Origin of the sequence: Pseudoalteromonas sp. APC 3893, assembly GCF_030408095.1 — a bacterium.
In the GTDB taxonomy this organism is placed as follows: domain Bacteria; phylum Pseudomonadota; class Gammaproteobacteria; order Enterobacterales; family Alteromonadaceae; genus Pseudoalteromonas.
In genome coordinates this window covers 33,742-50,810 of record NZ_JASDCD010000007.1, presented here as the reverse complement: position 1 = coordinate 50,810, position 17,069 = coordinate 33,742, and the positions used below count along the sequence as shown (strand labels likewise).

11 protein-coding genes are annotated in these 17,069 nt (G+C 41.5%); 8 read left to right on the top strand and 3 right to left on the bottom strand.

Annotated features, from left to right (window positions below; all coding sequences use genetic code 11):
• Positions 1–23: 23 nt before the first annotated feature.
• Both QMA12_RS10635 and QMA12_RS10630 read right to left on the bottom strand, forming a co-directional pair.
• Entirely contained in the window at positions 24–683 is a 660-nt protein-coding gene (locus QMA12_RS10635) for an START domain-containing protein (RefSeq protein WP_290210168.1), read from the bottom strand.
• Positions 684–715: 32 nt separating this feature from the next.
• Entirely contained in the window at positions 716–2,236 is a 1,521-nt protein-coding gene (locus QMA12_RS10630; RefSeq protein ID WP_087531042.1) for a CYTH and CHAD domain-containing protein, read from the bottom strand.
• Between the two features lie 208 nt (positions 2,237–2,444).
• On the opposite strand from QMA12_RS10630, the gene QMA12_RS10625 reads away from it, so the two are divergent.
• The 5 genes from QMA12_RS10625 to QMA12_RS10605 all read left to right on the top strand — a co-directional run bounded on the left by QMA12_RS10625 (position 2,445) and on the right by QMA12_RS10605 (position 6,911).
• Complete coding sequence (locus tag QMA12_RS10625) at positions 2,445–3,044, top strand: TIGR04211 family SH3 domain-containing protein (RefSeq protein WP_087531043.1); 600 nt, start codon at positions 2,445–2,447, stop codon at positions 3,042–3,044.
• Between the two features lie 292 nt (positions 3,045–3,336).
• Positions 3,337–3,993: a peptidoglycan-binding protein gene (locus tag QMA12_RS10620; RefSeq protein ID WP_290210167.1), complete on the top strand. Its 657-nt coding sequence runs from the start codon at positions 3,337–3,339 to the stop codon at positions 3,991–3,993.
• A gap of 3 nt (positions 3,994–3,996) precedes the next feature.
• Positions 3,997–5,709, top strand: a complete 1,713-nt coding sequence (locus QMA12_RS10615) for a DUF2235 domain-containing protein (RefSeq protein ID WP_290210166.1) — start codon at positions 3,997–3,999, stop codon at positions 5,707–5,709.
• On the top strand, positions 5,694–6,212 hold the full coding sequence (locus QMA12_RS10610) for a DUF2931 family protein (RefSeq protein ID WP_290210165.1): 519 nt from the start codon (positions 5,694–5,696) through the stop codon (positions 6,210–6,212). The genes QMA12_RS10615 and QMA12_RS10610 overlap by 16 nt, the downstream gene beginning before the upstream one ends.
• Before the next feature lie 183 nt (positions 6,213–6,395).
• Positions 6,396–6,911 (top strand): DUF2931 domain-containing protein, encoded by a 516-nt coding sequence (locus QMA12_RS10605; protein WP_290210164.1) that lies wholly within the window; start codon positions 6,396–6,398, stop codon positions 6,909–6,911.
• A gap of 294 nt (positions 6,912–7,205) precedes the next feature.
• Here the strand turns inward: QMA12_RS10605 and QMA12_RS10600 are convergent, their stop codons facing one another.
• Positions 7,206–7,688, bottom strand: coding sequence for a winged helix-turn-helix transcriptional regulator (locus QMA12_RS10600; RefSeq protein ID WP_290210163.1), 483 nt, complete (start codon positions 7,686–7,688; stop codon positions 7,206–7,208).
• Between the two features lie 170 nt (positions 7,689–7,858).
• Between QMA12_RS10600 and putA the strand changes: the two genes are divergently transcribed.
• From putA to QMA12_RS10585, 3 genes are all read left to right on the top strand, one after another.
• A complete protein-coding gene (gene putA / locus QMA12_RS10595) occupies positions 7,859–11,662 on the top strand; it encodes a bifunctional proline dehydrogenase/L-glutamate gamma-semialdehyde dehydrogenase PutA (protein ID WP_290210162.1) in 3,804 nt (1,267 codons plus the stop codon).
• Between the two features lie 410 nt (positions 11,663–12,072).
• The gene (locus QMA12_RS10590; protein WP_290210161.1) at positions 12,073–14,601 is read left to right on the top strand and encodes a TonB-dependent receptor; all 2,529 of its coding nucleotides are present in this window, start codon (positions 12,073–12,075) and stop codon (positions 14,599–14,601) included.
• A gap of 83 nt (positions 14,602–14,684) precedes the next feature.
• Positions 14,685–16,970 carry a family 20 glycosylhydrolase gene (locus tag QMA12_RS10585; RefSeq protein WP_290210160.1) on the top strand — a complete coding sequence of 762 codons (2,286 nt, stop codon included), beginning with the start codon at positions 14,685–14,687 and terminating at the stop codon, positions 16,968–16,970.
• Positions 16,971–17,069 lie beyond the last annotated feature (99 nt).

The following is a 17,069-nucleotide window of genomic DNA, read 5'->3' as shown; positions in this document are numbered from 1 at the left end:
ACCCGAACTCAATACAAAATACCTTAAGCACAATCACCTGCTTGGCTTATCTGTAGCGCAGGAGTGTATGCTTTCATATTGAGCTGTCGGCGTAACTCAAGTAACGTTTTTAGGGCGCTTTTTAACCCAACTTTATTACTTATCCAATGCGGGATTGCACCACCGGGATCGGCATAAACGTCATGCGTTAGAGTTAAACTGCGACCTTGCTCGGTGTTTTCCTCATTTAACAACCAACGGGCTTGTAAATCCTTTATTCTAATTACTGAGTTAACCTCTGCTTTATAATCAGGATAAGCTGTAATTATTAACTGTGTTTGAGAGGGGCTCAATCGTTGATAGCAAGAATAACTTACCATATCTCGATCTGTAACCGGCCACGGCGAATCAAGTTGCGTATATACTATTGTTTCTGAACTACTGAGCCGAGACAGCACTTCAACAAAGGTGACATTTTCTATCCATAACGGAGCTTGCTGCGTGTCACTCAATAGCGCCATAAAATCATCAGCACTACTGCCATGTACTGTGATGCTTCCACGCACTTCTAATATGCCGTTTTCATGCTTTTTATAGGAAATGCTAGCGCCATCTTGCTGCTTCCATAGCTGCCATTGTTTTTCCTGAGCTGGCGCAGTTAAACAATAAAAAGCAGTAATAAATAACAGTAATTTAGTTAGCATTCACATTCCTTTGCGTTGCTTATTACAAACGCTTATTGCCAATAAGGCTGAATTTTAAAGGACGCTTGACGGCTTTGCTCCATCGCTGCGACTAAAAACTCTGACTTTTTCTCAAGCCAGCGCTGAATTTTTGCAAGCTCTTCGTCGTCTTGTCCCGCACATAACTGCTTTAAGTATTCCAGCGTACTTAACTCATAAATCCCATGAGAAATGTCTAACCAAGGAATACGAAATTCACTGCGCTCTTCTTTATCGTACAACGCACCTAAACAATTACCGCTCAGTAGGCTATTTTCTAAACGAGCCCTAAGATTTAAGTACTCTTTAGAGCTAATAGCTTGTTGTTCTGGTAGCAATTGATGTAAGTCTTGCCAATCCTTATTGAATAATCGGCTTGCAATGTCAGCCACCGGCTGCTCCGCAGCTTGGTATTCAGCTTGACTCCAGCTTTTGCGCCATTGCTTATCAACAAGCCAAGTGGTTAAGGCTAATAATAGTCGGTTATAGCGTGCGGTATGAAATAGTTTATTAATATCGTCAATACTCGGCTGTAGCTCTTTTAAGTCATTTATAACTTGCGTGAGCTCAGGCGCACTGTTTATTTTTTTATAGTAAGCGTGGCGTTTTGAAGTATACGTTTTTAACTGAATAGCATTTTCTACCCAAGCAAGCTCACTTAACAGCCACTTTAGCTCCACACGCAAAGATTCTGTGGTGCTTTTATCAACGATGTCATCAAACAACCAAAATGTATGACGAATTAAGCTAATGCCATCCGTTACACGCTTAAGTGTTTTTAAGCTTGGTTTATTGAAATAACATTGCTCATGCTTTTGCACAAATCGAATGCCAAAGCCAATTGCAGCTATTAATGCTTGTTCTTGCGTTGGCTTTTTAGGCAATGATACAAAGCCTATAGATTTACTCGGCTTTAGCGGTTTTTCATCCGCTAAACGGTAGCCCCTTGCTGCCTTTGAATATAAACCTAAGCGAATATTATTTTGTGCTACTAATTTATCGGCTAAGGCAAAAAGTTCATCGCGGCTACCTTCCATCAACTCAATTTCAAGTTCACAGATTGGTTCCATTTGCCCTGATGCTGAAATTTCGCCTTTGTCTAAAACCACTTCAATTTTTGCACCGCTGTCGGTTTCAATTAACCAAGTACGGCGAATAAAGTTAGTACTGAAAATAGGATATAAGTTTGCTGCAATTGCACTCACTTGCATACCATGAGGCCAGATACTGCTATCAAAAGCGCTAATGTCTGGACGATTGCTCTCAAGTGGTAAGTTATATTCAGGGCGTTGATGTAATCCCCCCATCACTTCACCTGCAAGCTTAATTGTTTGCTCACATTGGCTATCAGAACAACGCGTTCTAAAACCAATATCAAGCGCTCTAAGCTCACGACTTGGCGTATCGTAGTATGCATTTTGCAAACTTCGAGAAGGCTTATTTGTAACGGTTTTTGCAAATTGAGTAATTAACGCGGGGATCAGTGGAACAACGGCATCTGACACCAAAAACTTCAGTTCTATCTCAGTATCCATTAGGCTTGAGGATTACCTTTAAAATAAATAAGAGCTCAAAATAAACAAAGCACAGCTGTAATGCAAATTTTTTAGTGAGATTTACCCACCTCCAATGTAAAGCGATTACAATATCAGCCTTGCTATTAGAGTGCTAAATCCATACTATCTCTATACTTATACGAATAAATTGCCGTAACAATCACGGTTACATTAACAGGGTAGATTGATGTTAAAACATTATTTATTAGCTTTATTACTAAGTGCGGTTGCTTTTATAAGCCACGCTGAAGAAGCCAATGCAGCAAGCGATGACAATACGGCTTATATTGTTGATAACCTATATACGTTTATGCATTCGGGTTCGAGTAAAAACTACCGAATTATTGGCTCAGTTGATGCGGGTACAAAGTTAACGCAGTTATCAGGGGAAGAAAATGGCTTTGTTAAAGTTATTGACGATAAAGAGCGTGAAGGCTGGGTTGAAGCTAAGTTTGTGTCAAAAGCAGCCGGCATACATCAACAGTACCGTACTTTGAGCGAAGACATGGCATCAATGCAAGAACAACTTCGCCAAGCACAAATTGAATTGCCACAGCTACAAGAACAAAACCAAACGCTGACTGATCAAAACACATTGTTATCAGAGCAAATCAGTAAACTTAAAAGCACCTTAAATGCTGAGCGTACGCAAAAGCAACAAGCAGGTGCCAAAGAGAAGCGCCAATTACTTACCTATGGTGGCGCAATTGCATTTATTGGCTTGTTCTTGGGTATTATTTTAACTATCGTATTATCGCGTCGTAAACGTTACGATGGCTGGGCATAAACCGTATAACGAAATAGTCCAGACTTATTAATCACTTAGTAAAAGCCGATACATAATCGGCTTTTCATACTCAAAGAAACTAACAATTTAATAAATGTATATTTTCGAACAACATAAAACTGCATTGTATTCAATAGTTCGTCATTATTACCCTTTCACACTTACCTGTTTTTTTATCCGTTAAATATTTACTAGAATATTACTTCATCTTTGTATAGTGTAACAAAATACTTGTCCCTAAATAGTGCAAGTAAAGGAGCATAAATTAGCAACACACATAAGGATATAAACGATGGAGCAACAACATACCGTCACTCAAGGCGAAACACTGCTACGCATAGCGCGCCAATATGGTTTTAGGACTTCAAAAAGCCTTTACCAGCACCCAATTAATGCTGAATTTAGAGCACTACGCCCCGATCCTAATCTGATTTTCCCGGGGGATATTATAAAGATCCCGCAAAAAACCGAAAAATTTATGCCACTAAAAACAGGTAGTAAAAACACATTTGTAGTTCGAAACGAAAAAGAATATTTTCGCTTAAAAGTAGCGTACGACGATGGCGATGATATTACCGGTAAACGTCTTGTACTCAATATAGGTGACCAAACTATTGATACCGTATTGCAAAGGGATGGACTTATCGAAGTAGAACTTAATAATAACGACGCCCTTACTGGCAGCGTCGATTTATATTTAAAAGCAGGCGACACCACGCCAACTAAAAGCTTTGCGGTACAAGTAGGTAATCTAGATCCGATAGAGGCACTTTCAGGTGTGCAAGGCCGGTGTAATATGTTGGGGTTTAATTGCGGTAAAGTTGATGGCGTTAATGGCACAAAAACCAAAGCCGGGGTGAGGGAATTTCAACAAGCGCAAAAACTTCAGGTAGACGGCATTGCAGGGCCAGTTACTAAAAGCCGTCTTGTTTATGTTTATGGAGCTTAAGTTATGAGCCAAGCAATGCCCATGGCAGTCAATAAAGTTAACACACTGGTTATCAAAACAAATGTTGGTGCGTTACAAAAACGTATCATAGTTAAAGTGATTGGTGATGTAGCTATAAAAGCGCAGTTGTTTAGCCAAGGTAGCGCGGTTAACTTAGAGCAACAGGGCAATCAACAATACCACTTTAAAAACCTGTCTCAACAAGCGCTTTATACCTTAAAAGTAACTATAGCGGGCGAAGCAGAATTAACCCTTATTAACGAACAAAGCTTTTCAGATTATTTCGATCCTTTAAAAGTTCAGTCATTCAATATTGGTGAAAAAGGCGGGCCGCAATTACTCGAACATAAAATATTACCAAAAGGCCATATTGAAATAACCTTACTCGCAGAGCCCCCTAGTTTTGGCGTGTTCTTTGATGGCACGGGAAATAACCGCCTTAACGACATACAAGATTCAACCGACGGCAAAGAACCGACTAATGTGGTCAAGTTGTTTGAGTTATATCCCTTTCAAAAATATCAATCACGCTATTATGCAGAAGGTATTGGCACTAAAGCCCACGAAAGCGATTCAACCTTAGACATGGGCTTAGCGTTTAGTTTTGATGAGCGAATTAAAAGGTCTATAACATCGTTAAGCCGCTTTATACGTAGTAGTCATTTTCAGCATATCAAAATCATTTTTATTGACGTATTTGGTTTTAGTCGAGGCGCAGCGCAAGCACGGGCATTTGTTAATCAAGTGAATGCGATTTATAAAAATAATCCACACTATTGGGGCGGTATTAAACCTGTAATTCGCTTTGTTGGTTTATTTGATAGTGTTGCCTCTATTGGTGGCGATGGTGATAACAACCACAGTGAGTTTTATGCCAATGATGAGCTTGATTACCCCGTTAATTTAAACCTAGCCAGTAGTAGTGCGGGTTTTGTAATGCACTTGGCGGCGTTTGATGAAAAGCGTGATAAATTTCCACTTAGCTCATTACGCCCCCGTAATAAGCAGCTTTTAGCAAACCAGCGAGAAATAGAATTACCCGGTGTGCATTCAGATATTGGTGGCGGTTATGGCCCCGTAGAAACCACCATATTATACCCGTGGCAATATATTGCTGGGCAAGCCGGAGAACCAGAGCACGATAAAGAATTAGCGCAGCTTAAAAAGTCACTTGAGCAAAAATATTATTGGCCAACCATTAATATTGAGTTTAAAGCAAGTAGGCCAAGGATGAACAGAAAGCCAAAGCGAATTCGTAGAGAATCAGAAGATATAGTTTATACCGGCTATAAACCGTATTGGCGGCGCAATTTAAATAATACCTTACCCCATTATAGCCTAGCGCTAATGCATGAAACGGCGGTTAACCAAGGGGTGCCACTACAAAGCTTAACGGAGCTTGCTAACCGCAAACAGGCTGGCGGCCAAGCTTTACCTTATATTTTACCTAACGAGCTTAAAGCACTGGTTGATAGTGCCCGCAGCTTTGGCCCACAAAGTGATGCCTGGCAGGCTTTATATAAAGATTACATCCACCACAGTGTTAAATATTCAGCAACGATTGATGCGATTGCTCATGGCCCAGAAGAAGACGCTGAATTCACCACTAAAAACCAACAGCGCGAGCTTTTTTACAATCAGCCAGAACAAGCCCAAAAGAGTGAGCAATGGCAATCACAATTAATAAATGGATATAGATTATGGACAACCTCATAAAATCACTCATCACACTCACTTTTATATTATTTGTAATGGGTTGCTCGTCAACAGGTAAAATTGATTACATGGTCGCAGGTGTCGGCACCGAAAATGGCAATGCAATTTGGGGGCGTTCTGTGGTATTTGATGATGAATGGGGTATTCCTTCCGGTGCAATAGAATGTTGTTATGCACAAGCTGGTGGTACTGTAAGTGTATACGATCAAAAATTCCCAGAAAAAGTCGCGGTTGAATGGTTAGATAAGTCAGAAAATAGAATTTACTTTGGTGAAGTGGCAATAGATAAAAATGGTTATAGGTTAGCTAAAAATTTACCTGCTTATACATGGGTAAGTACAGGAGAAGTAGAAGAAAATATCAGGCCTTATTTAATTGTTGGCATGGGGGAAAGTGGCGAGATAAAAGTATGGTTATCAAATGCACGATCTGACAGAAATAGAACAGGCCGTGTATTACACGAGCTTGGCTCTGGGCAAGCGCAGTGGCGTGAGAATAAGTAGTAAAGCCACGACCCTAAGCTCATGTTCTATAAAGTATTCGCTGAGGAAGCCCGTAGCTCATGGCCCTGAAGAAGACGCTGAATTCACTACCCAAAACCAACAACGCGAGCTTTTTTACAATCAGCCAGAACACGCTGAAACAAGTGAGCAATGGCAATTACAATTAATAAATGGATACCCATTATGGACAAAATCTTAAAATTACTTCTTATTAGTCTGTTTGCTGTATTACTAAGCGCCTGTGCAACAACAGGTGAAATAGATTATATGGTTGTATCGGGTTCAACGGATGAAGGTAATGATATATTCGTGACTTTAATTAAGTTTGATGACCAGTGGGATGTACCCGCAGGAACTATGTCTTGTTGTCGAGCCACAGCGGGAGCTATGGTTGGAGTATATGATAGGGTATTCCCAGGAAAAGTCGCGGTTGAATGGTTAGATAAGTCAGAAAATAGACTTTACTTTGGTGAAGTTGCAATAGATAAAAAAGGCTATAAATTAGCAAATAAATTACCTCGATTTAGTTACCATACAGGCGAAGTAGAAACTGATATTTACCCATATTTAATAGTCGGTATGGGTGAATCAGGTGAGATAAAGGTTTGGATTTCAAATACACCATCCGCTGGATTTACTGGCCGTGTATTACACGAGCTTGGCTCAGGACAAGCCCAGTGGCGTGAGAATAACGAGTAATGCGATTGCTCATAGCCCAGAAGGTAAATTTACCACTAAAAACCAATAACGTGAGCTTTTTTATAACCAGCCAGCTCAAGCTGAGCCAAGCATACAATGGTAATCAGAACTAAAAATGGTTTAAATGAATGGTTCAAAAAAAGCTTAAGAGGCACTGAGCTTTATATAAAAAATTGAGCCGCGCGTTTAATAACATTCATGGCTAAAGCCATTTCTTACGTTGTGGGATTTGGCTTGGTTGAACGTTAATAATTACGCGGGGTAAACCCGCGCTTACTTCTGGTTGCGGCGAGATTAAGTATCTAGCCTCAGGCCTCTATCCTGTTTGATCTTTTCTATCACCATATAAGTGTGATGTGTGCCCACTCCTGGTATATCGACTAAATCGCCCAATACTTGGCGATACTCATCCATGTCAGACACCCGTATTTTTAAAAGATAATCATAGCCACCAGCAACCATATCGCACTCAACAACCTGATCTATTTTTAAGATATGTTCACGGAACACTTTAAACACAGCCGTATTAGATGTTACTAATGACACTTGCACATGCGCTAATAAGCTCTGATTAAGCTTTGCTTCGCTAAGCTTAGCAAAGTAGCCTTCTATATAACCTTCTTGCTCAAGTCGTTTTACGCGGTCAAGGCAAGGGCTAGGGCTTAAGTTAACCTGTTTTGCGAGGTTAACATTAGAAATTCTGCCATTTTTTTGCAGAACGTCTAAAATTGCTAAATCGATACGATCAAGCAGGCGTAATCTATTGGGACTTGTCATAACAGAATTTTATGCGGATAAGTTTAAGGTATGCCCTGTAAATTATCGTAAAACGCCAAATTTAACCAGCATATTCTGCTGGAATTTAATTAGAATGCACGCATTAAACAACATGATAATCGAGCAGCAAATTTTTTTCGCTGCAAGACTCCACACTTTTGAGGTTACTTATGTTATTCAACGGCGATTTGACTACAACGTGTCCAATTCGACAAAAAATCCGTGATTTTTACCGCATCGATGAAAATGCAGTAATTGATCATATTTTACCCCTTGCCGAAGTAGGTGTTAAAGCCCGTAGTCGTGCATGGGAACGTGCGCGTCAAATAGTTCACAATATTCGTAAAGATCAAGATGGTCAAAGCGGTGTTGATGCACTTTTAAATGAATTCTCACTTTCGAGTGAAGAAGGTGTGGTGCTAATGTGTTTGGCAGAAGCCTTGCTTCGCGTACCCGATAAAGAAACTCAAGAAACCCTTATCCGTGACAAATTAGCTAAAGGCGACTGGAGCTCACATTTAGGCAGCAGCGACTCTTTATTTGTTAATGCATCGTCTTGGGGTCTACTGGTTACCGGTAAAATGGTTAACTACACAGACAAAACCAAAGAACAGCAATTTGGTGTATTGAAAAAAACCATTGGTCGTTTAGGTGAGCCAGTAATTCGTAAATCTGTGAACTTTGCTATGAAGATCATGGGTAAGCAATTCGTTATGGGCCGCACCATTGACGAAGCGATTGAACGTGCAGCAGAAACCGAGCGTAAAGGCTATGTATATTCATACGATATGCTAGGTGAAGGCGCACGCACTATGAAAGATGCTGAGCGTTATTATCAAAGTTATTTAAATGCGATTCACTCGATTGGTAAAGCTGCAAATGGCCGTGGTCCAATTAAGAGCCCGGGTATTTCTGTAAAACTCTCAGCTATTCACCCACGCTATGAGTTCACTCATAAAGAACGCGTTATGGAAGAGATAGTTCCAAAACTTAAAGAGCTAGCGCTTGTTGCTAAAAGCTATGATATCGGCTTTACCGTTGATGCTGAAGAAGCTGATCGTTTAGATATTTCTCTCGATGTTATTGAAGCTGTATTTAGCGATGAAGATCTAGCAGGTTGGAATGGCTTTGGCTTAGCTGTACAGGCTTATCAAAAGCGTGCGATTTTTGTTATTGAATGGCTAACTGATCTTGCTACCCGTGTTGGTCGCAAATTAATGGTACGTTTAGTAAAAGGCGCATACTGGGATACAGAAATCAAAACCACTCAACAAGACGGTTTGGATCACTACCCTGTATTTACCCGTAAAGCAACGACTGACGTTTCCTATAAAGCGTGTGCAATTAAAATGCTTGAAGCCCGTGACGTGCTTTACCCACAATTTGCCACACATAACGCCTATACAGCAGCGACTATTTTAGAAGTTGCTAAAGGCGATCACGATGGATTTGAATTCCAACGTTTACACGGTATGGGCGAATCTTTATTTGACCAAATCGTAACGCAAGAAAAAATTCAATGCCGTGTTTATGCTCCTGTTGGTCAACACGAAGACTTACTTGCCTATTTAGTACGTCGTTTACTTGAAAATGGCGCTAACTCGTCATTTGTAAACGCCATTGTTGATACAACTCAGCCAGTAGAAGCATTACTGCCAGATCCTGTTGAAACACTGCAAGGCTTACGTAATAAATACAATACTCAAATCAAAATGCCAATTGATCTATATGGCGCAGAACGTGCTAATTCAAAAGGCATGGATTTAACAGACATTAACGTTATTACGCCATTTAAAGAAAACTTAGATTCGTGGTTTGAAGAACACCGTATTAGCGAAAGTGATGTTCCTGAAGGTGCTCTTGCGGTTAAAAATCCAGCCAATCACAAAGAAGTCATTGGTCATGTAAAACTGCAAAACAGCGATGAAATGCTCACTTTACTTGAAAACGCCGAAACTGCGTTTGAGTCTTGGTCGCAAACACCGGTTAAAGAGCGTGCTAATTTATTACGCCGTATTGCGGATATTTTAGAACGTCACCACGATGAGCTAGTGGCTATTTGTATTAAAGAAGCAGGTAAAATTGCTCAAGACGGTATTGACGAAGTGCGTGAAGCCGTTGATTTTTGCCGTTACTACGCAGCGCGTGCAGAAGAGCTTAGCGAAGATGAACGCTTTGAAGCGCGTGGTGTGATCTTATGTATCAGCCCTTGGAACTTCCCGCTTGCTATTTTCTTAGGTCAAGTCGCAGCTGCCATCGTGACCGGTAACACAGTCATCGCAAAACCTGCTGAACAAACAAGCTATATTGCGCTTCGCACCATTGAACTAATGCTCTCTGTTGGCCTTCCTGAGTATGTTGTGCAACCAGTTATTGCCCGCGGTAGTGAAGTCGGTAAAACAATCGTACCTGATGAGCGTATCCAAGCTGTTATGTTCACAGGTTCGACAGAAACAGGCACCATCATTTCACAAACATTAGCTGCACGTAACGATATTCAAGTACCGCTAATCGCAGAAACCGGTGGCCAAAACTGTATGATCGTTGATTCAACTGCACTTCCAGAGCAAGTGGTTGATGATGTAATTAGTTCAGGCTTCCAAAGTGCCGGTCAACGTTGTTCAGCACTTCGAGTATTATTTTTACAAGAAGACATTGCTGATGGCGTAATTGAGATGATCAAAGGTGCACTTAAAGAGTTGCACGTAGGCGATCCATCTTTGCTTTCGACTGATATTGGTCCGGTAATCGACGAAAAAGCGCTGAAAAGCTTAAACGACCATGTTGAGTACTTAAAAGGTAACGCGACACTGCATTATCAATGTGACATTCCTGATAACAGTGAAAATGGTGCTTATTTCTTTGCTCCTCGTTTATACGAAATCAAAGATTTATCAGTACTTAAACGTGAAGTATTTGGCCCATGTGTGCATATTATTCGCTTTAAAGGGACTGAGCTTGACAGTGTTATTGATCAAATCAATGGGACTGGCTTTGGCTTAACCATGGGCATTCACTCTCGTATCGAAGAGCGTTGTGAGTACCTAGCTAAGATGTCGCGTGCAGGTAACGTATACGTTAACCGTAACATGATTGGTGCAATCGTTGGTGTGCAACCTTTCGGTGGTCGTGGGTTATCAGGTACTGGTCCAAAAGCCGGTGGTCCTAACTACTTACAACGTTTAGTGAAAGAAAAAGCATCACCAGATAACGTGCAAATGACAAACCTAACTCCTGACGAGCTTGATTTACACCACTACTCGGGTGCAAACGAACAAGTTGATAAGTTAATGGCAAACTCACTACGCGATGAAAAAATCTGGCGCGCAACACCATTAAACGACCGTGTTTCGGCTGTACGTCAGTTACTCGCAAAAGTTGCTACCGTTGATATTATCGACGAGCTTGCCGACGATTTAGCATTAACACTTGCCGATGCGCGTGCTCAACTTAATCGCCTAGAAAAGCACATGCGTAAATTTACGACGTTGCCAGGACCTACGGGTGAATCAAACATTTTACACCTTGAAGCACGTGGCTGTGTAGTATGTTATGCAGATAAGAGTACATCATTTAACTTTTGGGCTATCTCAATCATCACAGCACTTGCTGCAGGTAATACTGTGATCACTGTAGCGTCTGAATTGTTTTATGATGAAGCCGTGGCGTTTAAAGATAAGTTTATTTCTACAGGTGTTGCAGAAGGTGTATTCCAAGTAGCTAAACCGAACCAGTTACAAGCTCTTTTAGCGCACCCTCATTTAGCAGGCGCTTTAGTTGCTGCGCGTTCGTCGCGTCTAGGTTACTTTAGCCAACAGCTAGCACAGCGCAAAGGCGCAATCTTGCCTGTAATAAGCTCTGAGTACTACGATACGCTTATCAAGCGCTTAGTAACTGAGAAAACTATCAGTATTGATACTACGGCCTCTGGTGGTAATACATCACTAATGACCTTGGTTGAAGATGACGAGTAAAGTTAACGACTAACTATTTAAGGGCGCTTTTAAGCGCCCTTTTTTTATTTTAACTAATTATTCCTAAAACGCTCCCTTCGTTCGTTTATAAATTTACAAAGCCATTAATCCGTCAGCTTTGTATATACCCAAGCCACCTCAAGATGCAGAATTCAGCGTTTCACAGGGGCTTAATATCAAGGCGTTACTTTGCAAGAATGGCAGTCCCTTTTAAGAAGTAACAACGATGAGAGTAAGTGCCTGTGAAACGCCCAAAGGGTTGGTTTAAAAGCGATTTATACTGCGTTATTGATTTTAACAATAGAACCACTATTACTTGCAATCAATGCCTTGCCTAAATCGCTTTTAACTCCAACTGAAACTCGCATCTTGAGGTGGTTTGGGTATACAACAACAACGAAGGGAATACGATGAACAACAACAAATCTTACAACAAACATCTTATTGCACTGGCAGTGAGCAGCGCATTATTCAGTTTCAATGCAATAGCAGCCGAGCAAAGTACAGAGCAAAGTGCTCAATCCAACACCCAGCAAAAAAAACTACTCGACCTTGAACGCATCGTAGTGACAGGTAGCGGTGGGCGCGGGCAAACTAAGCTTGAATCTTCGGTATCTATCACCACCCTAGACAGTGAGCAACTCGCCCGTGAAGCGCCACTTGGCACAGCAGACTTACTTGAATCAGTGCCTGGTTTTTGGGTTGAAGACTCAGGCGGTGAAACCAATAATAACGTCGCGCCAAGAGGCCTGCGTGGCGGTGAAGGGTTTCGTTATATTGGGGTTGAAGAAGATGGTCTCCCCGTCGTTTATGATGGCGTGTGGGTCGATTTCTATCAGCGTCAAGATATAACTATCGAACACATGGAAGCCGTGCGCGGTGGCACATCTGGCCTACTCACCACCAACGGCCCAGCTGCTTTAGTTAACTTTATTACTCGTAAACCCGATGATGTGGAAGAAGCCACGATTCGCCTGACCACTGCCGATTATGGTATATATCGCAGCGAATTTTTCTACGGTACACCAATCAGTGATGACTGGAAAATGTCATTAGGTGGCTTTTATCGCCGTTCTGATGGCGTAAGAGACACCGAATTCACCGCCGATCATGGGGGCCAATTACGACTCAGCCTAGTGCGCGAATTTGATAAAGGACAACTGACTCTCTCCGCTAAGCACCTTAATGATCACACTACCTTTTTTGTGCCTATTCCATTGCAAGATCAAGACAACCCAAAAGGAATACCCGGCGTTGATCCCCAACATGGCACCCTAATTGGTAATGGTCAGCGTTTGCTAAACTATCTACAAGAAGACGGCAGTTACCATACTCGTGACCTAAAAGACGGCCAACACACTAAGTTTAGTACCTTAGGTTACAACTTAGATTGGGAGCTTAACGATCGCTGGTTATTAAATACAGCTGGTCGCTACTCAAGCTTTGAAAACGACATGTACATTTTGCTTAACTTTGATAACTCAACTTTAGTCAATGCCAACGATCGATTGGGCCAACAAGACGTACTGTCTATGCTTGATCAATTTGCGGATGACGGCGCAGTGGCCGCTCAGTATCGTTATGTTGATAACGGTGAAATGCTCAGCGATCTAAATAACTTAAACGGCAATGGCTTAGTCACCACCAGCTACCCACTGTATTCACGCTATGACGCAGAACAGTTTGTAAATAAGCTTAATTTTACTTACGAAGGCGATAAACACACCCTTACCATGGGTTGGTTATTTGCTTATGTTGATGCCGATTCATTACCAGTGGATAAGTGGGAGTCGCAATTTTTAACCGAAGTTAAAGATAACGCCCGCTTGCTTGATATTGTCGCCGTAGATAACAACCAACAAGTTGTTGGTCAGCTCACTGATAACGGCTCAACGGGTTATGCGCCTGGCTGGGGGCAAGCAACAGCGTTTGGTACTAGCACCTCTAATTCATTATTTATCAATGAACAGTTCCAAGCCACTGACAACCTTCGTATTGATGGTGGTATTCGGGTTGAATGGCTAGAACTTGAGAGTACAGCATCGGGCACTGAGTTTGCAAAACCCGTCGATGGCGCATTTGATGCCGATGGCAATGACATTGATAACAACCTAGCGAATAACTACGTTGATACGACCTCAACAAAATACTTATCTAAAAAACGCAGTGAAACCGAAACCGCTTGGACTGTTGGTTTTAATTATACTTTTTCAGACGATGTTTCAATGTTTGGCCGCTACGCTGATGCCTTTGAAATGCCACGCTTAATGAGCTATGGACAAAATATTCATGCCGGCATTGATGCCGACTTTAATGACAGCGTAAACCTAACCTTTAGTGAGTTGGGGGCCCGCTATTCTGGCGATACATTAGGCTCATCAGTGACATTATTTAGAACTAAATTTAATGACTTGGTTGAGCGAAACTTTACTGGCAGTAATGGAGAAGTGGCTAATCAAACAATAGATACAGTAACAGATGGGATTGAATTTGAAGCCGTTTGGCAGGCCCTTGAGGATCTGCAATTTGAACTGACAGGAGTTTTACAAGATCCAAAAATGGAAGGCTTCACCGGCGCATTTTCGCACTGGGAAGGTAAACAAGTTAAACGTACCCCTAAAGTACAATTTCGATTAACGCCTACTTACTATTTTGATGACGGTGATATCTACCTAACTGTGCACCATTTAGGTGAACGTTACTCTGATGGCGAGAACAAATTTGAGCTACCCGCCTATACCACATTCGATATGGGTGTAAATTATCGCTTTAATGACAGCGTTGCCTTGCATGTTAAGGCCACAAATATCAGCGATGAACTTGGCCTAACCGAAGGTAATCCACGAGCAATTAACGACGTGCAAGCTGGTTATGATTATTACTATGCTCGGCCTATTTTAGGGCGCACGATAAGTGCCTCTTTAACCCTTAATTTTTAACGTCCCCTTGCTAATTTGCGCTATGCCCAGTGCTAATTAGTTTACTCAAGCCCGCATTTGCGGGCTTTTCTTAGGATTTTACAATGAATAGACACGCTTTATGTAAATACCTGCGCAGCTGCTTTTTTGTATTTACTGTTTTACTTGCACCATTTTATGCTGCTGCAAATATCATCCCAAAGCCAACAAATATGGCACTCGGAGAAGGCCACTTTAGCCTAACGCATCACAGTCAAATTAGTTATAACCATAATACGGCTAAGCCTGTGGCAGAACAGTTAGCTCGCTTTTTACGCGCTCCTACAGGGTATCAATTACCGGTTACGCAAGCTAATAACACGATTAAACAAACTATTGCCTTCAAAATAGTGGATTTACCGCTAAACAAAGAAAGCTATCAATTAATCGTAAAACAAGACTTTATCGAAGTAAAAGCACGCACTGCAACGGGATTATTTTGGGCGATGCAGTCACTACGGCAATTACTACCCAACGAAATAGAGTCTCGTATGCCAATCAATCGCCAGAGCTGGCTTATCCCTAGTGTAGAGATAGAAGATCAGCCTCGTTTTTCTTATCGCGGTATGCATTTGGATGTCAGCCGTCACTTTTTTGATGTCGCTTTTGTTAAACGCTACATCGACTGGCTAGCCATGCATAAATTAAATACTTTTCAATGGCACTTAACAGACGATCAAGGATGGCGTATTGCAATAGACGCCTACCCCAAATTAACTAAAATCGGTGGCACTCGCCCACACACAGTTGTAGGCCATACATACGATTATAAACCGCTGTTTGATAACCAACCGGTATCAGGCTTTTACACTAAAGCACAAATTAAAGAAGTGATTGAATATGCCAGAGCACGCCATATTGAAGTGATCCCTGAGATTGATATTCCAGGCCACAGCAGTGCAATTCTTGCTGCTTACCCTGAACTTTCATGTCATCAACAACCCGTTTCTGTGCAACCGCAGTTTGGTATTTTTGAAGATGTACTTTGCCCGCGAGAAGATGTATTTGAGTTTCTTGCACAAGTGTATAAAGAAGTGGCCGAGTTATTTCCTAGCCAATACATTCATATTGGCGGCGATGAGGTGATCAAAAAACAATGGCTTGCAAGTCCAATTGTGAAGCAGCTAATGCAACAACATAATCTATCAACCCCTGAACAAGTGCAAAGCTACTTTATCAAACGGGTGGCTAAAATTGTCCAAGGGCTAGATAAAAAAGTAATCGGCTGGGATGAAATTCTTGAAGGTGGTGTCGCTGATGATGCTTTGATCATGTCATGGCGCGGCACCGAAGGTGGAATAGAAGCCGCTAAGATGGGCCATCAAGTAATTATGAGCCCCTATCAATATATTTATTTTGATGCTTATCAATCGCGAAATCTCGACGAACCCAAAGCGATTCATGGCTTAACCAGGTTAAAAGATGTCTATCAATACGACCCTCAACCTAGTCACTTAACTGATCAGCAACAGAGGTATATTATTGGCGCACAAGGCGCTTTATGGACCGAGTACATTAAAACCCCACGCCACGCCGAATATATGCTGTTTCCGCGCTTAAGTGCTTTAGCTGAAACCTTATGGTCAAATAAGGCGAATAAATCGTGGTCTGATTATAGTCAGCATCGCTTGCCTAATTTACTAAAGCGCTATCAGCAAATGCAGATAAATACTGCCAATAGTAGCTATAAACCGATTATCAGCAGTGAAGTTAAAGATAATGAGTTAGTAGCAAAAATCACCACAGATATTGCGGGTCCGACGATTTACTACACCTTGGATGGTAGTGAGCCAACATTAAAGTCAGCACAATATCAGCAACCCATTGCTATTACTAAGCACAGTCAATTACGCGCTCGCAGCTATATCGATTCACAAGCTCAGCTTGTCGGTGATGCCCGTCTTACGTTATCGCCACATTTAGCTATTGGCAAAAAAATAACATTAAAAAACCCCGCCGCTGGTGACTCAGCTGTAAAATTACAAGACGGAAAATTCGCCTATGACCAACTTTATAGCGCTGATGATTATGCCATTTTTTACCACAGCGACCTTGATGCAGTAATTGATTTTGACACCCCAACGTTAATCAAACAAGTAAGCTTAGGCTATAACAGTGGTCGTCATCGTCAATTGCACCCGCCAACAAAAATACAAGTATTAGGTTCAGATGATCAGCAAAATTGGCAAAACCTAGCAACCATTACACAACCACAAGGCCCTATGTCTGTGCTGTCATTTGCCCCGATTAAAGTGCGATACTTAAAAGTAATAGCCATTAACGCTAAGCAATCTGACGATATCCAAATTCCCAAACTGCCCCTGTATATTGATGAAATTGCCGTATACTAAAACCGCCCAAAGCCCTAGTACTAAATACGTATTTAGGGCTTTTTTTCATTTTTCTTTCCCAAATAGCTTGCTGATTACGTTTATAGCATTGGAGTCAAC